At 38.3% G+C, this 17,186-nt stretch carries 21 protein-coding genes and 2 pseudogenes; 20 read left to right on the forward strand and 3 right to left on the reverse strand.

Translation table 11 applies throughout. The annotated features are described in order from the left end of the window. Window positions 1–60: 60 nt before the first annotated feature. From AC058W_RS11680 to AC058W_RS11695, 4 genes and pseudogenes are all read left to right on the forward strand, one after another. Window positions 61–750 carry a response regulator transcription factor gene (locus AC058W_RS11680; protein WP_117677441.1) on the forward strand — a complete coding sequence of 230 codons (690 nt, stop codon included), beginning with the start codon at window positions 61–63 and terminating at the stop codon, window positions 748–750. Next, complete coding sequence (locus tag AC058W_RS11685) at window positions 726–1,991, forward strand: sensor histidine kinase (protein ID WP_117677440.1); 1,266 nt, start codon at window positions 726–728, stop codon at window positions 1,989–1,991. Before AC058W_RS11680 ends, AC058W_RS11685 begins: the two co-directional genes overlap by 25 nt. Window positions 1,992–2,163: 172 nt before the next feature. Further along, window positions 2,164–2,839 (forward strand): annotated as a pseudogene (locus tag AC058W_RS11690) (ABC transporter ATP-binding protein). Then, window positions 2,836–5,280, forward strand: coding sequence for an FtsX-like permease family protein (locus tag AC058W_RS11695; RefSeq protein ID WP_117846113.1), 2,445 nt, complete (start codon window positions 2,836–2,838; stop codon window positions 5,278–5,280). Before AC058W_RS11690 ends, AC058W_RS11695 begins: the two are co-directional and overlap by 4 nt. 137 nt (window positions 5,281–5,417) lie before the next feature. Here AC058W_RS11695 and AC058W_RS11700 read toward each other — a convergent pair. Beyond that, window positions 5,418–5,492, reverse strand: a pseudogene (locus AC058W_RS11700) (DUF6061 family protein); the annotation flags it as partial. 372 nt (window positions 5,493–5,864) lie between these two features. On the opposite strand from AC058W_RS11700, the gene AC058W_RS11705 reads away from it, so the two are divergent. From AC058W_RS11705 to AC058W_RS11725, 5 genes are all read left to right on the forward strand, one after another. Beyond that, window positions 5,865–6,062, forward strand: a complete 198-nt coding sequence (locus tag AC058W_RS11705; RefSeq protein WP_117846114.1) for a hypothetical protein — start codon at window positions 5,865–5,867, stop codon at window positions 6,060–6,062. 44 nt (window positions 6,063–6,106) lie between these two features. After that, window positions 6,107–6,739 (forward strand): GyrI-like domain-containing protein, encoded by a 633-nt coding sequence (locus tag AC058W_RS11710; protein ID WP_117846115.1) that lies wholly within the window; start codon window positions 6,107–6,109, stop codon window positions 6,737–6,739. Window positions 6,740–6,852: 113 nt separating this feature from the next. Then, the gene (locus AC058W_RS11715) at window positions 6,853–7,479 is read left to right on the forward strand and encodes a helix-turn-helix domain-containing protein (RefSeq protein WP_117846116.1); all 627 of its coding nucleotides are present in this window, start codon (window positions 6,853–6,855) and stop codon (window positions 7,477–7,479) included. Between the two features lie 50 nt (window positions 7,480–7,529). Continuing rightward, entirely contained in the window at window positions 7,530–7,718 is a 189-nt protein-coding gene (locus tag AC058W_RS11720; protein ID WP_019162954.1) for a hypothetical protein, read from the forward strand. 149 nt (window positions 7,719–7,867) lie between these two features. Next, window positions 7,868–8,878, forward strand: coding sequence for a helix-turn-helix domain-containing protein (locus AC058W_RS11725; protein WP_019162953.1), 1,011 nt, complete (start codon window positions 7,868–7,870; stop codon window positions 8,876–8,878). 399 nt (window positions 8,879–9,277) lie between these two features. On the opposite strand, the gene AC058W_RS11730 is transcribed toward AC058W_RS11725, so the two are convergent. Beyond that, on the reverse strand, window positions 9,278–9,631 hold the full coding sequence (locus tag AC058W_RS11730; protein ID WP_117846117.1) for a cupin domain-containing protein: 354 nt from the start codon (window positions 9,629–9,631) through the stop codon (window positions 9,278–9,280). Window positions 9,632–10,035: 404 nt separating this feature from the next. Between AC058W_RS11730 and AC058W_RS11735 the strand changes: the two genes are divergently transcribed. From AC058W_RS11735 to AC058W_RS11750, 4 genes are all read left to right on the forward strand, one after another. Then, on the forward strand, window positions 10,036–10,170 hold the full coding sequence (locus AC058W_RS11735; RefSeq protein ID WP_278308760.1) for a hypothetical protein: 135 nt from the start codon (window positions 10,036–10,038) through the stop codon (window positions 10,168–10,170). Between the two features lie 94 nt (window positions 10,171–10,264). Then, the gene (gene ltrA, locus AC058W_RS11740) at window positions 10,265–11,530 is read left to right on the forward strand and encodes a group II intron reverse transcriptase/maturase (RefSeq protein WP_117846118.1); all 1,266 of its coding nucleotides are present in this window, start codon (window positions 10,265–10,267) and stop codon (window positions 11,528–11,530) included. A gap of 144 nt (window positions 11,531–11,674) precedes the next feature. Then, a complete protein-coding gene (locus tag AC058W_RS11745) occupies window positions 11,675–12,007 on the forward strand; it encodes a winged helix-turn-helix transcriptional regulator (protein WP_117846119.1) in 333 nt (110 codons plus the stop codon). 79 nt (window positions 12,008–12,086) lie between these two features. Further along, the gene (locus AC058W_RS11750) at window positions 12,087–12,632 is read left to right on the forward strand and encodes a P-loop nucleotide/nucleoside kinase family protein (RefSeq protein WP_039121379.1); all 546 of its coding nucleotides are present in this window, start codon (window positions 12,087–12,089) and stop codon (window positions 12,630–12,632) included. Window positions 12,633–12,662: 30 nt separating this feature from the next. On the opposite strand, the gene AC058W_RS11755 is transcribed toward AC058W_RS11750, so the two are convergent. Beyond that, window positions 12,663–13,100: a MerR family transcriptional regulator gene (locus AC058W_RS11755; RefSeq protein WP_055154026.1), complete on the reverse strand. Its 438-nt coding sequence runs from the start codon at window positions 13,098–13,100 to the stop codon at window positions 12,663–12,665. A gap of 119 nt (window positions 13,101–13,219) precedes the next feature. Between AC058W_RS11755 and AC058W_RS11760 the strand changes: the two genes are divergently transcribed. From AC058W_RS11760 to AC058W_RS11790, 7 genes are all read left to right on the forward strand, one after another. Then, entirely contained in the window at window positions 13,220–14,218 is a 999-nt protein-coding gene (locus AC058W_RS11760; protein WP_117846120.1) for an alpha/beta hydrolase, read from the forward strand. 2 nt (window positions 14,219–14,220) lie between these two features. After that, window positions 14,221–14,613 (forward strand): LbetaH domain-containing protein, encoded by a 393-nt coding sequence (locus AC058W_RS11765; protein ID WP_330593795.1) that lies wholly within the window; start codon window positions 14,221–14,223, stop codon window positions 14,611–14,613. Between the two features lie 62 nt (window positions 14,614–14,675). Continuing rightward, entirely contained in the window at window positions 14,676–15,248 is a 573-nt protein-coding gene (locus AC058W_RS11770) for a flavodoxin (protein ID WP_114100272.1), read from the forward strand. 16 nt (window positions 15,249–15,264) lie between these two features. Then, entirely contained in the window at window positions 15,265–15,648 is a 384-nt protein-coding gene (locus AC058W_RS11775; protein WP_009203852.1) for a MerR family transcriptional regulator, read from the forward strand. Further along, window positions 15,630–16,160, forward strand: coding sequence for a flavodoxin (locus AC058W_RS11780; protein ID WP_005347223.1), 531 nt, complete (start codon window positions 15,630–15,632; stop codon window positions 16,158–16,160). The genes AC058W_RS11775 and AC058W_RS11780 overlap by 19 nt, the downstream gene beginning before the upstream one ends. A gap of 182 nt (window positions 16,161–16,342) precedes the next feature. Further along, window positions 16,343–16,726, forward strand: coding sequence for an acyltransferase (locus tag AC058W_RS11785; protein WP_243009956.1), 384 nt, complete (start codon window positions 16,343–16,345; stop codon window positions 16,724–16,726). A 4-nt stretch (window positions 16,727–16,730) separates the two neighbouring features. Beyond that, a partial coding sequence (locus AC058W_RS11790; protein WP_479390103.1) for an aldo/keto reductase occupies window positions 16,731–17,186 on the forward strand: 456 nt, incomplete at its 3' end.

Genomic DNA, 17,186 nt, shown 5'->3' on the forward strand with positions numbered 1-17,186 from the left:
TTCACGAAGCAGTACTCTGATATTAAATATATATAGTTAATAAAGAGAGGTGCATATGCTATGCCAGGTATACTCGTGGTTGAAGATGATGAAAATTTAAATCGTGGAATTACATTCTCACTGAAAAAATCCGGATATGAGGTTTTTTCAGCAGAATCAATGAAAAAAGCGAAAAGAATTGCAAGTGATAATAATGTGGATGTTACCATTTGTGATGTGAATCTTCCGGATGGGAATGGACTGGAATTTGTAAGGTGGATGAGATGCAATTATAATACATACATTATTTGTCTTACAGCACTAGATCAGGAGATGGATCAGGTCATGGGATATGAAGCAGGGGCAGATGATTATATTACAAAGCCGTTTAGTCTTTCGGTACTTCTTTTGAAAATAGAAGCACATTTCCGCCGCAGACAGGAGAAAACGGAAGTCGGAAAGATGATTTCGGGAGATATCGTATTTATCGCAGGAGAAATGAAAGTCCTGATAAAGAGTCGTGAAATCAGTCTGACAAAAACGGAGTTGAAAATGCTGACTTTTTTTCTTCAGAATCCGAAACAGATTCTTTCAAAAACACAAATATTGGAAAATGTGTTTGATCTGGAAGGGGATTTTGTGGATGAAAATACAATCGCTGTCAATATCAGAAGACTCCGTGAGAAAATCGAAGACAATCCGGCTGCACCGGTCTATATAAAGAATATCAGAGGTCTTGGGTATATATGGAATCAGGAGGTAAGGCAGTGACAAAGAGATATCGCAAGAAGATTACAGTAGTGCTCTCCTTGGTATTACCTGTTATATTATTGTTTGCAATATTAAATTGCTTTACCACGTATGTGTTTTATGAAGATTATAAATATAAAATGAATCTTATGACAGAAATTGCAGCAAAGGAAAAATTTTCCGGGCTGGATGCTGTTTCGGAATTGCTTAAGGATAAGGATATTGAAACCAACGAACAGGGAAGGCGATTATTGGAGCAATATGGATACTGGGGAAATAAAGGGAATGTGTTTTATTCGCAATTCCGGCATCAGGTTATGGTGACCGGTGCTGTAAGCACTGTGATATGCGTGCTTCTTTTGATTATTTTATTTTATTGGAAGAAGACAGAAGATGCGTGTCATCAGAAAATTTTAGACCAGTTAGAAGAAATTCTGATCAGATTCCGTGAAAATAAATTTGATGATTTACTGAAAACGGAAAATCACGCTGAACTGGAAAAATTGAATGACCAGCTTGAAGCAATCGGACATCATATTCAGTTGCTAAAGGAAGAAGCACGGGAAGAAAAAGAGAGCACGAAAGAAATTGTTTCTGATATCTCTCACCAGTTAAAGACACCGGTTGCAGCTTTGGATACATGTTTTAGTGTGCTGATGCAGAATGACTTAAGTGCCACAGAACAGGAGGAGTTTCGTATTCGTTGTCGGAGTGCTCTGGATGGACTGGAGACATTATTGCAGTCGCTTCTTGAAATATCCAAGATGGAAACCGGACTGATTCAGATTAATAAGAAAAAACTTCCGCTTATGGATACTGTCATATCTGCTGTGAACCGTACTTATCCAAAAGCGGATGAGAAAGAAATTGAATTCGTTTTTGACTATGCAAGAGAGCTGGAAACATGCATGGTTGTGCAGGATAAAAGGTGGCTTGGTGAAGCTTTTATCAACGTTCTGGATAATGCGGTCAAGTACAGTCCGGGTGGTTCAAAAATATTTATCCGGTTACAAAAAAGAAACGATCTTGTAAGAATGGAAATTGAGGATCAGGGAATCGGTATTCCGCAGAATGAGTATCACAAAATTTTTCAACGATTTTACAGAGGAGGTTCCAGGGAGGTCAGGGAAGAGAGTGGCACGGGAATCGGACTTTTTCTATCGAGAGAAATTATCGAAAAACACGGAGGTATGATCACGGTAATCTCCGGCATAAAGAAAAAAGGAAGCACGTTTGTGATTCAATTACCATATGTTGGTTAAATTTTAATTGGGCAGAAATCTTACAATTCTGTAAGATTTCTGCCCAATTTTTGAAAGTGAAATGAAAGATTATATTGCTACAATCAGCATGTAGGTTGAAAAATGATATATAAACAGGCAAAGAAAGTGTGCTGAAAAGGTACGCTTTACAGAATTGAAAAGGAGGCAACACATGAGTGTGATATTAGAAACCAGGCAGCTTTGTAAGTTTTATGGTGCAGGTGAGAATCAGGTCAAAGCGGTAAATCAGGTGGACATTCAGATTGAGCAGGGAGAATTTGTCGCAATTGTTGGAAAGTCAGGTTCCGGTAAAAGTACATTACTTCATATGCTTGGAGGGTCTTGATACCCCGACAAAAGGCAGAGTTACTTTAGCGGGGAAAGATTTATACAGGATGAAGGAAGATGCCCTTGCTGTTTTCCGCAGAAGAAAAATCGGATTTGTTTTTCAGGCATTTAATCTGGTTTCATCTGTTAATGTCTGGGAAAATATTGTACTGCCACTGGGGCTGGATGGAAGAAAAGTGGATGAAGCGTATGTAAATGATATTATTGCAACTCTGGGGATTGAAAACCGGATTTATAATCTGCCAAATCAGTTATCCGGAGGACAGCAGCAGAGAGTAGCAATTGCAAGAGCACTGGTGAATCGTCCGGAAATTATATTTGCGGATGAGCCGACAGGCAATCTTGATTCTAAGACCAGTGATGAGGTAATCGCTCTGCTTAAGATGACAGCAAAAAAATATGGACAGACAATTGTAATGATTACCCATGATGACGAAATTGCACAGGTCGCTGACCGTATTCTGGTGATTGAGGACGGACAGGTGGTGGATTTCAGATGAAGACAATAAGCAGGATTGCATATAGCAATGACAAAAGGAACAGGACAAGAAGTATACTGATCATGATGGCAATCTGTCTGGCCACGATGCTGCTTGTTATCATCAGTACTGTGGGAAATGGGGTAATTCATTTACAGAAAAGTCAGGCGGCAGGATCATATGGAAGCAATTATGGTCTGTTTGTTTCCGCAGACGGATCGCAGTTAAAAGAAGTAAACCGCCGTGCGGAAATAGATGCTACAGGCACTATGTGCACCGAAGGTATCATAAAAGGCAATGAAAAAGGCGGGTTTGTCTGCATGGATGAGACTGCAAGAAAAATGCTTCCTTATAATAAAGAATATGAGTTGAAGGAAGGAAAGTATCCGGAAAAAATGCAGGAAATTGCCGCAGGAAGAGCATTTTTTCGTGCAATGGGGTATGGTGATGTAAAGATCGGAGATACGGTTACACTGGATTACCGCGCAGGGATGCAGTCAGAATATAAGCCGGAAGAATTTGTTGTCAGCGGAATCCTATATGATCGGGATGAGTATACCATCGAGGCATCTTATGTTGCTTTCGGGTCACAGGAGTTTTATGATGAGCACGTCGCAGAGAATGACAGACAGTATAATATTTATTTTACTTTAAATGATTCTGCAAATGTATCTATGAATAATATTGATTCGGTTATAAAGCAGATTGCAGCAGCTTGTGGGATCGAAGAAAAAAACGTTATAGTCAATGATCTCTATTTGCAATGGGTCTTGCAGCCGAGTTATGAAACGATTGCGGTATGCGGGGTTTTGATTCTTGCAATTGTACTTTTCTCTGTTGTGGTCATTTATAATATTTTTCAGGTCGGTATTGCCAACAAGATACAGGAGTATGGAAAAATCAAGGCTCTGGGAGCAACAAAAAAGCAGATGAAACAACTGATCTTCAGAGAGGGCATTTTTTTGACAATTTTTTCAATACCGGTTGGATTGCTTTTTGGCTTTCTGATTGCAAAATGCGGTTTTAACTGGCTGGTAGAACAGGGGAACCTTGTATCAACCCAAACTGGCTCTATGGAAGTTCAAAATCAGCAGGTGCCTCTGTTTTCCCTGCCTGTTATGCTTCTCTGTATTTTCGTATCATTTCTTACCGTTGCTTTGGCACTGCGTAAACCAATGAAAATTGTTTCACGGATTTCACCTATCGAGGCAACACGGTATTTAGAAAATGCAGAAACACAAAAAAAAGGAAAACGAAATGGCAGAAAAAATGTTACCGTGTTTTCTATGGCAATGGCAAATATAACGGGTAATCCAAAAAGAACCATTGGTACCATCCTCACACTGGGGCTTTCCTGCGCATTGTTTGTGATTATCTCTAATTATGTGGGAAATATTGACACGGAGCATGAAGCACGTCGTTACATAAATCATGGACAATTTGAACTGCAGCTTGACTATTCTGATGAGTATGATGAAAAATATCCGGAGAATAATCTGGATACGATTCTGACGGATAATCTATTGAATGATTCGCTGATTGAAGAAATCAAAAGCATTCCAGGAGTGACAGATGTCATGACGAGAGAGATTGTCTCTGTAAATCTGAACGGAACAAGATTTCCGGCTGATATTGTGAGTAAAAATGATTTTGATTTTATGCGCCAGGACGGGGATATTGGCTCTATGGACTATGATCAGGCGGTAAAGAATGGTGAAATTTTCTTTGGTTGGTCGATGTGGATGGAACAAGATGGATATGCTCCGGGTGAATCCATTGCATTTGACTTTGAGAATGGAAGTGGAACCTATACCTATCAGGGAAAGATTGCAGGATCCTTTGCAAGTGCGGACACTTATCTTGTCATTCCGGAAGGTGTATACCGTTCCATGAATCCGAGAGGAACAGCCTATGGCTATCTGTGGGTGGACTGTGATAAAAAAGATGTGGCATCTGTAGAACAAAGTCTGAATACTTTGATTTCTAATACTTCGCATATAAAAATGGATACCTATCATGCGCAGTTACAATATGCAGAAGTCGCAGCCCGCATGATGAAGCTTGGCTGTTATCTGTTTATGGCGGTTGTAGGACTCATCGGTTTTATGAATATGGCAAACACCATGATTATGAATATTACGACAAAAAAGCAGGAATATGGTGTATTGCAGGCTGTGGGTATGACAAATAAACAATTAAATTTATGCCTGCAGTTACAGGGACTGATTTTTACGGTTGGCACCATATGCGTAGCTTTGATCATTGGTCTGCCGCTCGGCTATGCACTTTTTTCCTATGCAAAACATAATGGAATATTTGGAATGAATATCTATCATGTTCCAATTACACCAATTCTTGCTATGATTTTGCTGGTCAGCCTTTTGCAGATTGTGCTTTCCCTCGTTTTAAGCAGTAATCTGAAAAAGGAAACGCTGGTAGAAAGAATAAGGTATCAGGGATAGCAAGTATTGCTGGGATATCCTCAGTATCATAACAGGAATTAAAAGCACTTGGTTTCAAAAAGTTTTGTACTTTTGACAAAATGCAACCGATTTTTCATCAATTATAATAAATTTGATTAAGCAGCCTGTGTGTAATGAAGCATATAGCCAACATTTGTATAAATGTCAATGCTGTTTCGTTGTGGATTGTATTCTGCAAATATTGTTCTCATCGTATCCCATCTCCTTATCATTTAATCAATCATTAGTAGCAAAAATTAAGAAGCATTTCAATCAGTCCACCATGTCACTTTTATTTTATGTTATACTGTTTTATATAATTTTTTTGGTCTCCGCTGCCGCTTCGGTCGGCACAGAGCAGATGTCCACCGGACATCTGCTCTGTGCCTTTGTATTTGCCCTTATCAGAGTTCATAAACACTGATGGGACGATATAACACAAGGGAAAAAATAAGGGAAAGCTCACCTGCGACAAATCCAGTGTTTTCAAGGGTTTGCGGAGAATTTAATAACAAAATATAACAGTTATTAAATCTCTTAAAACAGGTGAAATCTCAATCGGAATTTGGAGGAGATTCTTATTTATGAAAAAAGGAATAAACAAATCAATCTTATTTTATATTGCATCAGTTCTGTTTTTCATAGCGTCAGCTATTGGCTTTACGAGTGGAAATGAAAATTCTATGGCTATAGTATGGTTATGTCTTGGCTCCTCATTTCTTTGCTTAGGTTCGACTCATAAGAAAAAGGAAAACAATAAAACAAATACAGATGATAAATAATTTTCTGCTTGTATTGTTGTAAAATTGAAATTTTGGAGGTTATTATGGCTTTTGATTTTAAGAAAGAATTTAAAGAATTTTATATGCCTAAGAATAAACCAGAGATTGTAAATGTACCTAAGGCAAATTATATTGCAGTTAGAGGAAAAGGCAATCCAAATGAAGAAGGTGGGGCATATCAACACGCAATCAGTATTCTATATGCTGTTGCATACACATTAAAAATGAGTTGCAAGACCGATTATAAAATTGAAGGCTTTTTTGAATATGTTGTTCCGCCATTGGAAGGTTTTTGGTGGCAGGATGATGTTGTGGGTGTAGATTATACAAATAAATCTGCTTTCAACTGGATTTCTGTTATTCGTTTGCCTGATTTCATTTCTAAAGCTGATTTTAACTGGGCGGTAGAAACAGCAACGAAAAAGAAGAAACTCGATTGTTCGTCAGCAGAGTATCTTACGATTGATGAAGGATTATGTGTTCAAATTATGCATATAGGTTCTTTTGATAATGAGCCAGCAACTGTTGCTCTTATGGATGCTTATTTAGAACAAAATGGGTATGTTAATGATATTAACAAAGATAGATTGCACCACGAGATTTATATGTCTGATGCAAGAAAGGCTGCCCCAGAGAGATGGAAAACTGTAATTAGACATCCGATTAAGAAAGCGTAAAATCGGAATTTTCGCCTTCGCAACTGTCGGTTGACAAAGTTCTATGAGAAAATGGTGGCAATGCAACCGCTATTTTTGTTATATTAAGTAAAAAAGAAAGGCGGTGTTTTGCAATGAATATGGCAGACAGAATACAACATTTACGAAAGAGCAAGGGAATTTCGCAGGAAGAACTTGCTGATAAGGTTGGTGTATCGAGACAAGCAGTTTCTAAATGGGAGTCAGAACAAAGTACACCAGACATCGAAAAGGTCATTTTATTGAGCAATTTTTTTGATGTAACAACAGATTATTTGTTGAAGGGAATAGAACCAATAACAGAAAACGGTACTGAAAGAAGTGATGCTCGCATCTTTTCTTTGGTAGGTAGTGTGTTTAATTTTATTGGGTTAGTAGTAGCCATTATGATTTGGGACAAAGAGCAAACCTCAAGTTCTGTTGCAGTTGGACTAATTTTAATGGCTGTCGGAATTATGGTATTCGTAATAGGACAGTTTATAGGTGATAACAAAGAAAAGGCTTCATTTTTGTTTTGGATTGTTAATGTATGGATACTTATCTTAATGCCAATTTCTTGTATTTTTAATTTTCTTCAAGGTATTAAGTTTGGGTATTGGTGGACATTTACACCAATACCGCAGCTTGGAAATTCCATCGTTTCCTATGTGTTATGTTGGGGATTTTATCTTATGTTTTGTATCGTAGTAGATTTTCTTCTAATTAAACATTCAAAGCGATAAATTCCAGTTTTTGAAACTGAGAAATCGGGATTTGGAGGAGATTCTTATTTATGAAAAAAGGAATAAACAAATCAATCTTATTTTATATTGCATCAGTTCTGTTTTTCATAGCGTCAGCTATTGGCTTTACGAGTGGAAATGAAAATTCTATGGCTATAGTATGGTTATGTCTTGGTTCCTCATTTCTTTGTTTAGGTTCGACTCATAAGAAAAAGGAAAACAATACAGATGATAAATAATTTCCTGCTTGTATTGCTGGAAAATAGGGATTTATCGAGTCCTTTTGTGATTTGCAACTGCTGGTTGACAGATTTATAGCCTGAAATGGTGGAATGCAAACAGTAAAATTGTTATATTTAGCTCATAAAATCTGCAAAAGGAGGAAAAAATGATTTTAGCTGATAAGATTACAGAGGAAAGAAAAAAGAATGGATGGTCACAGGAAGAACTAGCCAATCAGTTGGGCGTATCCAGACAGGCAGTATCTAAGTGGGAAAGTGCAGGGGCTGTTCCAGATTTGCAAAGAATTTTACAGATGTCGGAGCTATTTGGTGTTAGTACAGATTATCTATTAAAAGATGAAATGAAAGCAGAAAATATCACCTATCGCGAAAGTACTGAAAGCTATGCAGAACCGTTGAAAAAAGTAACTATGGAGAATGCAAATGAATTTCTTGACATGAAAAGAAATGGATCCAAAGTAGTGGCAAACGCAACAAGTATGTGTATCTCAAGTCCAATATTATTGATTATTCTTGTGACAATGGCAGAAGATGGCGTATTTCATGTTTCGGAATCTCTGGCAACAGTATTTGGATGTGTTTTTTTGCTTGGAATGGTTGCGGCAGCTGTCTTTTTGTTTATTACATATGGAATGCGTGAATCGCATATGGAACATTTTGAAAAAGAATGCTTTGAAACAGAGTATGGTGTATCTGGAATGGTACGAGAAAAAAAAGATTCCTATGAACCGATTTTTATCAGAGGAACAGCTGTTGGGGTAGTGCTTTGTATACTGGCAGTGATTCCGACAATTATTGCCGGAGCCATGGAAGCGTCTGACTATTACTGTGGTGTTTCCGTTGGATTGCTGCTATTCATACTTGCAATAGGAGTGAATCTGTTGGTTCGTGTTGGGGTGGTAAAAAGCAGTTACGATACCCTTCTTCAGGAAGGCGAATATACAAAAGAAGAAAAACTGTTTAAGAAAAAGACGGACACGTTTTCTGGTGTATATTGGTGCTTGACTACAGCGATTTACCTTGCATGGAGCTTCTGGACGATGAGCTGGGATATTACATGGATTGTATGGCCGGTTGCAGGTGTTTTATTTGCAGCATTGCTTGGTGTGGTGAAAATGGTGTTAAAGAATAGCAGTGAAACTCAGCACTATATTTAAGATGGAGTTAAGTTTATTTTCCGCATATTATACTCATCCAGAAATTCTAATTTGGAGGGGGGACTGCTATGCTGAGAAAGTTGAATTGTTTTTTAAATATCGTTATTGGTTCATTCATAGGAGTTTTCATTGGGTTCGGAATTTATAAGTTCTGGCACTTTAAAACTTATCCAAATTTATATGCCATGCAGTCTGCACCGTAGTACACAGAGTTGCTGTTGGATGGTGCCTTGGTGGCAGTTTTGGTGGTCGTATGTATTATCCTAAAGCTGATTATTTGGAGGAAGTTAAAGCCATAACTTCTTATATAAAAAATTGAGAAATCGTAAAATTTAAGAAAAAAATGCACAGTTCTTAGCTTATCGGGAGCTGTGCATTTTTGTAAATAAATACTTTTAATTAGCTGATTACGGCATCCTCTGCTGTAAAATGTTCCAGAGAATTTTCTTTTACCTGAATGCAGATATAAGTAATTCCGGAAATATCGGATGCAAAAAACTGACGCTTTGCAGCAGGTGCAATTTTTAGCCAGTCTCCAGTTGAAAGGCTGATTTCTTCTCCATCAATTATGGCTTTGCCGTTACCTGAAAGAATTCCATAGATTTCCTCATTTTCTTTATGGGAATGAACAAATGGGACATTTGCTCCTGCAGGTAGTTCGTTTAAACTGATTTCTGCACCTGTTAAAGACAACTTTTCATGCAGCTCAATTCGGTTTTCCTTTCCAATAGTTGTTTTTGTGTAATTTGCCATGATAAAACCTCCATAGTTAATTTGTAGTTTCTGGTTGCTTGATATTAGTATAGTGTGAGACACATACAAAAACAAGTACGCACCTTTTTGTAACTGTGCACTCAAAATTGAATGTGTTAAAATAGACTCGGAGGTGTGCGCCAGTTCGGTGCCAAATATATAGCTGGTGGGAATCCAGTCTGGTAAGACCTAGCAAGTCGCCAGTACCGAATCCTTGGATCACCAAAGGCTAACAATGGTGTTTAAGCGTAGGACAGGGAACAGGAACGCCGTAATGCGTAAGCGTGAAGTGATTGAGCTTCGTTAAAATATCGATTGTGTGGGGTGGTCTGCTACCTCCTTGGATCACCAACAAGGATTAGTCGTTAAAGCGAGACTATGAAAACACACCGGAGTCCTAGAGCATGGCATACCTGATATCGTTATATTTGACATACCTGGGAGACCTGGATGGTTCTGTACATGAGACAGTAGGGAATATCGACCAATGCAATGGTGAGTATGAACGAAGACCATCGAGGAGTCGGATTCGTCCATAGTACTGATGAAAGCAGTAATGACGCTGGAGGGAAGGGACGGACAATAAGTTGCTTTTGCAATCAAAACATAGAGAGCACAGGAGGCATAAAATCTATGGAAAAAGAGAAAGCAGAAATAGCCGGTCTCGTAGAAAGATATGGCAGAGTTCAGTCGCTAATGAAATATGTCAACAGTGACACACTCAAAGAGTCCTATAGCAAACAACCCAAAGGGAAAGCAGTAGGAGTGGATGGAATAACCAAGGAGCAATACGGAGAGAACTTAGAAGAAAACATAGAGAGTCTGCTTGTCAGAATGAAGAAGTTTTCCTATAAACCATATCCCGTGCGCAGAGCCTATATCCCAAAAGGTAATGGCAAGATGCGAGGACTCGGCATTCCGTCATTTGAGGATAAAGTCGTTCAAGGTGTCTTTAAAGAGATACTGGAAGCGATTTACGAGCCTAAGTTTAAGGAGTTTTCATTTGGGTTTCGTCCAAACAGAAGTTGTCACGATGCAATTCAAAGAGTAAACAAACACATCATGGCAGACAAGGTCAATTACATTTTAGATGCAGACATCAAGGGATTCTTTGATAACCTAGACCATGAGTGGATGATAAAATTTCTTGAGCATGACATAGCAGATAAGAACTTCATCAGATATATCAAGAGATTTCTGATAGGGGGAGTTATGGAGGATGGTAAGCGACTGGATACAGAAGCTGGAACAGTACAGGGCGGGCTGATTTCGCCAGTGCTGGCAAATGTGTATCTGCACTATACCTTAGACACATGGTTTGATTATGTGAAAAAGCATGAGTTTAAGGGAGAAATGTACATGGTACGCTATGCAGATGATCTTGTATGTCTGTTCCAATACGAGAATGAAGCACAAAGGTTTTATCAGCTTCTGATAGAAAGACTGCGTAAATTCGGTCTTGAAATTGCAGAGGATAAAAGCAGAATTCTACCCTTTGGCAGATACAAGGGAACAAAGGAATCCTTTGACTTTCTCGGCTTTACACACTACAATGCGACAAGTCACTGGGGCAAGTACTGTGTACTGCATAGAACAAGCAGGAAGAAGCTGAAAATGAAAAGAGAAGCAGTCAAGAAATGGTTATGGGAGCATATGCACGAAAGCATAGCCGATACCATAGAAGCGTTGAATGTGAAACTGACGGGGCATTACAGATACTATGGAATCTATGGAAACTACATAGGTTTGCAAAAGTATTACAAATATGTGAGACAGGAGTTATGGAAAAGCAAGAGACGCAGAGACCAAACGTATTGGCTGACGTGGAAGAAATATATGAATATCCTAAAGATACATCCACTGGAGTATCCAAGGATATATCTGAAAAGTGCTTATTAGGTAAATGGCTTATTGAAGAGCCGTATGCCTTAATAGGGCACGTGCGGTTCTGTGAGGGGCTTTTGAGACTTGAACCTCTCATCGCAAAACAATATATGATGAAAGGATGTGAAAAGTCGAGACAAAGTCTACTCGACGAGAATTATGCGAGCAAAAGAAGAATTACCGGAATGCCCAGTTGCAACAGCAGTATCGCTCATCGGAGGAAAATGGAAACTGCTGATTTTGCGTAACTTGAAAGAGCGTCCATGGAGATTCAATGAGTTACAACGAAGTATAGATGGTATTTCACAAAAGGTTTTGACAGATAGTTTAAGACAAATGATGAGTGATGGACTGGCATATCGCCACGATTACCATGAGCAGCCACCGAGAGTCGAATACGGCTTAACGGAACTCGGAACAAAAATGCTTCCAATTGTTAATTCACTTGCTGACTTTGGTAACTACTATAAATCAATTATTGAACGGAATTAGGTACGTTAGTATTTGAAAAGCTCGAACAATTCCAGCTTTTTGAAACTGAGAAATCGGGAGTTGTGGAGGTGAAATATAGATGAATCAAGGTAGAATTATTGTAATCACAGGTGCGCCGGGGACAGGAAAAACTACAACGGCATCTGCTGTTGCAAAAGAATCAGATTTGGAAAAGTCTGTGCATATGCACACAGATGACTTTTATCATTATTTGAGTAAAGGGGCAATACCACCGCATTTGCCAGAATCAAATGAGCAAAATTTGATTGTCATTGAAGCGTTTTTAGAAGCTGCGAAGCGATATGCTCGTGGTGGATATGATGTAATTGTAGATGGCATTGTAGGACCGTGGTTTTTAGAGCCGTGGCTCAACATTGTTCAAGAGCATTATGAAGTACACTATATCGTTTTAAGGGCGAGTAAAGAAGAAACTATGAAGCGAGCTATCGAACGCTCAAAGTTAGACAGAGAAACAAATATTGAATTAGTTGAAACAATGTGGAAGCAATTTTCCAATTTAGGAATCTATGAATTAAATGTTATAGATACAACTACGCATTCAATCAAAGATACTGTTTCAGCAGTAAAAGAAAAAATAGTAAGCGGTACGGCTTTACTATTTTAGACAATTCCAGTTTGATGGAGAAAGCAAAAATCAGTCATGCCCTTTATCGTATAGTTTCTGTATATTTTTTGGAAGTTTGTCAGGCAACATGGCATTTATAGCATCTTCGTTACCATCTTTCATTGCTGTTTCGTAATACCAGCACTTGAATTTTAAGAGGGAGAGAGTTTTTTGAAGTTCCTGAATTTCAGTTTCAACAGCTGATTTTCTGGTTTCAAATAATTCTTTCCTTTTTTCATAGCTGGAGCTGCCTTCAGATACCCAGATAAAAAATTGCTTTATATCTTTTATCTCAAGACCGGATTTCTTCAGACATTCAATGATACGAAGTGCTTCTAATTCATTATCGCTGAAATAACGGATATTTCCCTTGCGTTCCAGATTAGGGAAAAAGCCTTCCTTGTCATAATACCTTAATGTAGAAACAGGAAGATTAAACATTGCAGAGACCTGACCGATTGTATACATAAAAAACCTTCTTTCAAATTTATGCTTGACCTAAAGTTAACTTTAGGTTGTAAGATATTTATATCATATACTATTGTTAGTGTAATTACAAGAAATTTTGTATATGGAGGATGTTAAATATGTTAAAAACAGAAGAATTAAAGCTGGTATCTGAATGGGATAAAACTTTTCCACAGAGTGAAAAAGTAGGCCATAAGAAAGTGACATTTGTAAATCGTTATGGAATCACACTTGCCGCAGATTTGTATAAACCGAAAAATGCATCTGGGAAATATCCTGCGATTGCCGTAAGCGGACCATTTGGGGCAGTCAAAGAACAGTGTTCCGGATTATATGCACAGACAATGGCTGAAAGAGGATATTTAACGATTGCATTTGACCCTTCTTTTACGGGGGAAAGTGGAGGCTATCCAAGATTTATGGCTTCTCCAGATATTAATACAGAAGATTTTATGGCTGCTGTTGATTTCCTTTCTGTTCGGGAAGATGTGGATCCGGATAAAATAGGAATCATTGGAATCTGCGGCTGGGGTGGAATGGCTCTTAACGCAGCTGCGTTGGATACAAGAATAAAAGCAACCGTTGCTTCTACCATGTATGATCTGACAAGAGCAAATGCGAATGGATACTTTGATTCTGAGGACAGTGAAGAAGCACGTTATGCAAAGAAACAGTCACTGAATACCCTCAGGACAGAAGAATACCGTAAAGGCGAATATTCAAGAGGCGGTGGTTGTGTTCCCCTTCCGGTTCCGGAAGATGCACCTTTCTTCGTAAAAGATTACAGTGAGTATTATAAAGGCAGATGTTATCATAAAAGGAGTCTGAATTCAAATGATGGCTGGAACAGTATTGGATGTATGTCATTTATGAATCAGCCAATATTAAAGTACAGTAATGAAATCAGAAGTGCAGTCCTTATCGTTCATGGAGAAAAAGCACACAGCTATTATTTTGGAAAAGATGCTTATGAAAATATGATCAAGAACAGCAAGTACACATCCAATAAAGAACTGCTGACAATTCCGGGAGCTGTTCATACAGATCTATACGATAATCCGGATGTGATCCCATTTGACAAAATTCAGAAATTTTTTAAAGAAAACGGAGTTGGTTAATTATGACGTGTGAAGAATATTTGAGTAATATGAAGCCTGGATATATCGTAGATGGTGGAAGTGAAGAACATCTGGTTATGCATGAGCTGTCTCAAAGGGCATTAAAGATAACGATGGAGCTGAATAACAAATATCATACAAAAGAAGAAATTATACAGCTTATGTCGGAACTTACCGGACAAAAAATAGATGAAAGTTTTGGAATGTTTCCTCCGTTTTATACAGACTGCGGACGAAATATCCATATAGGTAAAAATGTTTTTATTAATGCAGGATGTAAGTTTCAGGATCAGGGTGGTATTTATATAGAGGATGGAGTCCTGATTGGACATAATGCAGGATTGTGCGCCCAGATAAGGGCGAGTAGTCTAGCAGGTGGAATGCCTGTCTGGTAAGGTCTAACCAACCGCCAGTAGCGAGTCTTGGGTCTTCCACAGTCTGCGTCATACCAGTGTTTATGAAGAAAAAATCAAAAGCTCTTGACTTGGAGTTAACTTCAAGTAGTATGCTAATCGAAACAGGAGGTAAAAAGATGAAGAAATTACTGATTATATATTATTCATGGTCAAATGGAAACACGGAAAGAATTGCAAAAATGCTGCAGAGTGAGACTGATAGCGATATTCTAAAAATAGATACCGTAGTTCCATATTCTGGCAGTTATGATGATGTGGTAAATCAGGGACAGAATGAAGTGCAGCGCGGATACGAACCTGAAATTAAACCGCTGGATATCAATATTGCAGATTATGATGTCATCGCAGTTGGGACACCTACATGGTGGTACACAATGGCTCCGGCTGTAAAAACATTTCTGCACCAACAGGATTTTACCGGAAAGACAGTAGTACCTTTTATGACAAATGGTGGCTGGCCAGGGCATGTAATAAAGGATATGAAAGCAGCCTGCAAAGGCGCAAATGTGGTTTGCGATATGCAGATACAGTTTGATTCTACAGGTGGAAGTAATCTGGAGACACCTCAGGAACAAATTAATGAATGGATACAGAGTGTGAAAAATCTTCTTTAAATTGTGGAGGAAGAATATGACAATAAAAGAAGTGTCAGAAAAATATGGTATTTCACAGGATACCCTCCGTTATTATGAGAGGGTTAATGTGATTCCTAAAGTTACAAGAACATCCGGAGGAATTCGGGATTACCAGGAAGAAGATCTTAGATGGGTTGAGCTTGCAGTATGTATGAGAAATGCAGGACTTCCCATAGAAAGTCTGATTGAATATCAAAGGCTATTTAGGGCGGGAGATTCTACAATACCTGCGAGACTTGAGTTGTTGAATGAGCAGATGGATATTCTTCAGAAGCAAAAAGAGCAGATAGAGGAAACTATGGACAGGCTTTCTTATAAGATATCACGGTATGAAGAAGCAGTGAAAACAGGAAAACTGGTATGGACAAAGGAGGAATAGTACAAATGGCAAAGCTGGTAGCATTTTATTCAAGAGCAGATGAAAATTATTTTGGCGGTTCCATGAAATATATTCAGATTGGCAATACTGAGAAAGCTGCAAAAATGATAGCTGATATGACAGGAGCAGACCTTTTCAAAATCGAGCAAAAGATTCCCTATGCCGCTGATTATAATACCTGCATTGCACAGGCAAAAGAGGATAAACAGACAGGAAAACGACCAGAGATACTAAATCTGCCACAGGACATAGATCAATATGACGAGATTTATCTTGGATACCCGAATTACTGGGGAACCATGCCAATGGCTGTATATACTTTTCTGGAAAGTTATGATTTTACAGGAAAGAAAATTCATCCATTCTGTACGCATGAAGGAAGCGGATTGTCAAATACGGAGAGTGATATTAAAAAAAGTGCAAAAGGTGCAGTGATTGAGAAAGGCATTGCGATACATGGAAGCAGCGTAGATCAAGCGAAAGATGTACTTGAAAGATGGATACAGAAATAGAGGTTAGAAAAATGGAATGCAAGGAAATACATGTTGATGTAAGAACTGCGTCAATAAAAGAAAGTACAGAAGGGCAACGTCAGACAAAAATATTATTTCAGATTAATCATACAATGCCTTTTACTGATGAATATAATCATTTATTAAAGGAATTGTTTGGAAATAACCTAGGAGATGGGAGTATGATATCACCACCGCTTAATGGAGCATGTGTTGGAAGCGTAAAGATTGGCAGGAATGTATTTATCAATTCTAATCTTCTTGCAATGGCAAGAGGTGGAATAACGATTGAAGACAATGCTATGATTGCTGCAAATGTACAGCTTATTTCCAATAATCATGATCCATATGATTTGTGTACTCTGACTTGTAAGCCTGTTCTGATAAGAGAATATGCCTGGATAGGAGCTGGAGCTACGATACTTCCGGGAGTATGTATCGGAAGACACGCAATTGTGGGAGCTGGATCTGTAGTGACAAAGGATGTATCGGATTATGCAGTAGCAGTTGGAAATCCGGCAAAAGTAATAAAAATGCTTGATAAAGAAAAATTTCAGGAGGACTAAAAAGATGGAAAATATGAAGTTGAATAACAATTTGGAATGTCCAATGCTTGGACTAGGAACTTTTATGTTATCACCAGAGGATGCCTACACAAGTACATTAGAGGCATTAAAAATGGGATATTCCCTAATTGATACAGCAAATGCTTATGTAAATGAGCGTGCAGTTGGAAGAGCAATCAAGGATAGTGGAATTGACAGAAAAAATATATTTCTATCAACAAAAATATGGGCTAGTGAATATGAAAATGAGAATACTGTAGAAGAAACTCTAGAAAGACTTGGTGTTGATTATGTGGATTTACTTTATATACACCAGCCTGCAGGCAACTGGCTTGCCGGATACAGAATGCTTGAAAAAGCGTATAGAGAGGGCAAAGCAAAATCCATTGGTATCTCGAATTTTGAAGGAAAATATATGGAAGAGTTGGAAACAAAGTGGAAAATTGTACCTCAGTTTATT

The sequence above is a fragment of the Blautia sp. CGZ-1-C1 genome (genome assembly GCF_056504575.1).

What these genes read in the sequence shown, in the direction of transcription:
- AC058W_RS11680 (WP_117677441.1), top strand. Translation starts at nt 61, where the DNA reads ATGCCAGGTATACTCGTGGTTGAAGATGATGAAAATTTAAATCGTGGA.
- AC058W_RS11685 (WP_117677440.1), top strand. Translation starts at nt 726, where the DNA reads ATGGAATCAGGAGGTAAGGCAGTGACAAAGAGATATCGCAAGAAGATT.
- AC058W_RS11695 (WP_117846113.1), top strand. Translation starts at nt 2,836, where the DNA reads ATGAAGACAATAAGCAGGATTGCATATAGCAATGACAAAAGGAACAGG.
- AC058W_RS11705 (WP_117846114.1), top strand. Translation starts at nt 5,865, where the DNA reads ATGAAAAAAGGAATAAACAAATCAATCTTATTTTATATTGCATCAGTT.
- AC058W_RS11710 (WP_117846115.1), top strand. Translation starts at nt 6,107, where the DNA reads ATGGCTTTTGATTTTAAGAAAGAATTTAAAGAATTTTATATGCCTAAG.
- AC058W_RS11715 (WP_117846116.1), top strand. Translation starts at nt 6,853, where the DNA reads ATGAATATGGCAGACAGAATACAACATTTACGAAAGAGCAAGGGAATT.
- AC058W_RS11720 (WP_019162954.1), top strand. Translation starts at nt 7,530, where the DNA reads ATGAAAAAAGGAATAAACAAATCAATCTTATTTTATATTGCATCAGTT.
- AC058W_RS11725 (WP_019162953.1), top strand. Translation starts at nt 7,868, where the DNA reads ATGATTTTAGCTGATAAGATTACAGAGGAAAGAAAAAAGAATGGATGG.
- AC058W_RS11730 (WP_117846117.1), bottom strand. Translation starts at nt 9,631, where the DNA reads ATGGCAAATTACACAAAAACAACTATTGGAAAGGAAAACCGAATTGAG.
- AC058W_RS11735 (WP_278308760.1), top strand. Translation starts at nt 10,036, where the DNA reads ATGGCATACCTGATATCGTTATATTTGACATACCTGGGAGACCTGGAT.
- ltrA (WP_117846118.1), top strand. Translation starts at nt 10,265, where the DNA reads ATGGAAAAAGAGAAAGCAGAAATAGCCGGTCTCGTAGAAAGATATGGC.
- AC058W_RS11745 (WP_117846119.1), top strand. Translation starts at nt 11,675, where the DNA reads ATGCGAGCAAAAGAAGAATTACCGGAATGCCCAGTTGCAACAGCAGTA.
- AC058W_RS11750 (WP_039121379.1), top strand. Translation starts at nt 12,087, where the DNA reads ATGAATCAAGGTAGAATTATTGTAATCACAGGTGCGCCGGGGACAGGA.
- AC058W_RS11755 (WP_055154026.1), bottom strand. Translation starts at nt 13,100, where the DNA reads ATGTATACAATCGGTCAGGTCTCTGCAATGTTTAATCTTCCTGTTTCT.
- AC058W_RS11760 (WP_117846120.1), top strand. Translation starts at nt 13,220, where the DNA reads ATGTTAAAAACAGAAGAATTAAAGCTGGTATCTGAATGGGATAAAACT.
- AC058W_RS11765 (WP_330593795.1), top strand. Translation starts at nt 14,221, where the DNA reads ATGACGTGTGAAGAATATTTGAGTAATATGAAGCCTGGATATATCGTA.
- AC058W_RS11770 (WP_114100272.1), top strand. Translation starts at nt 14,676, where the DNA reads ATGAAGAAAAAATCAAAAGCTCTTGACTTGGAGTTAACTTCAAGTAGT.
- AC058W_RS11775 (WP_009203852.1), top strand. Translation starts at nt 15,265, where the DNA reads ATGACAATAAAAGAAGTGTCAGAAAAATATGGTATTTCACAGGATACC.
- AC058W_RS11780 (WP_005347223.1), top strand. Translation starts at nt 15,630, where the DNA reads ATGGACAAAGGAGGAATAGTACAAATGGCAAAGCTGGTAGCATTTTAT.
- AC058W_RS11785 (WP_243009956.1), top strand. Translation starts at nt 16,343, where the DNA reads ATGATATCACCACCGCTTAATGGAGCATGTGTTGGAAGCGTAAAGATT.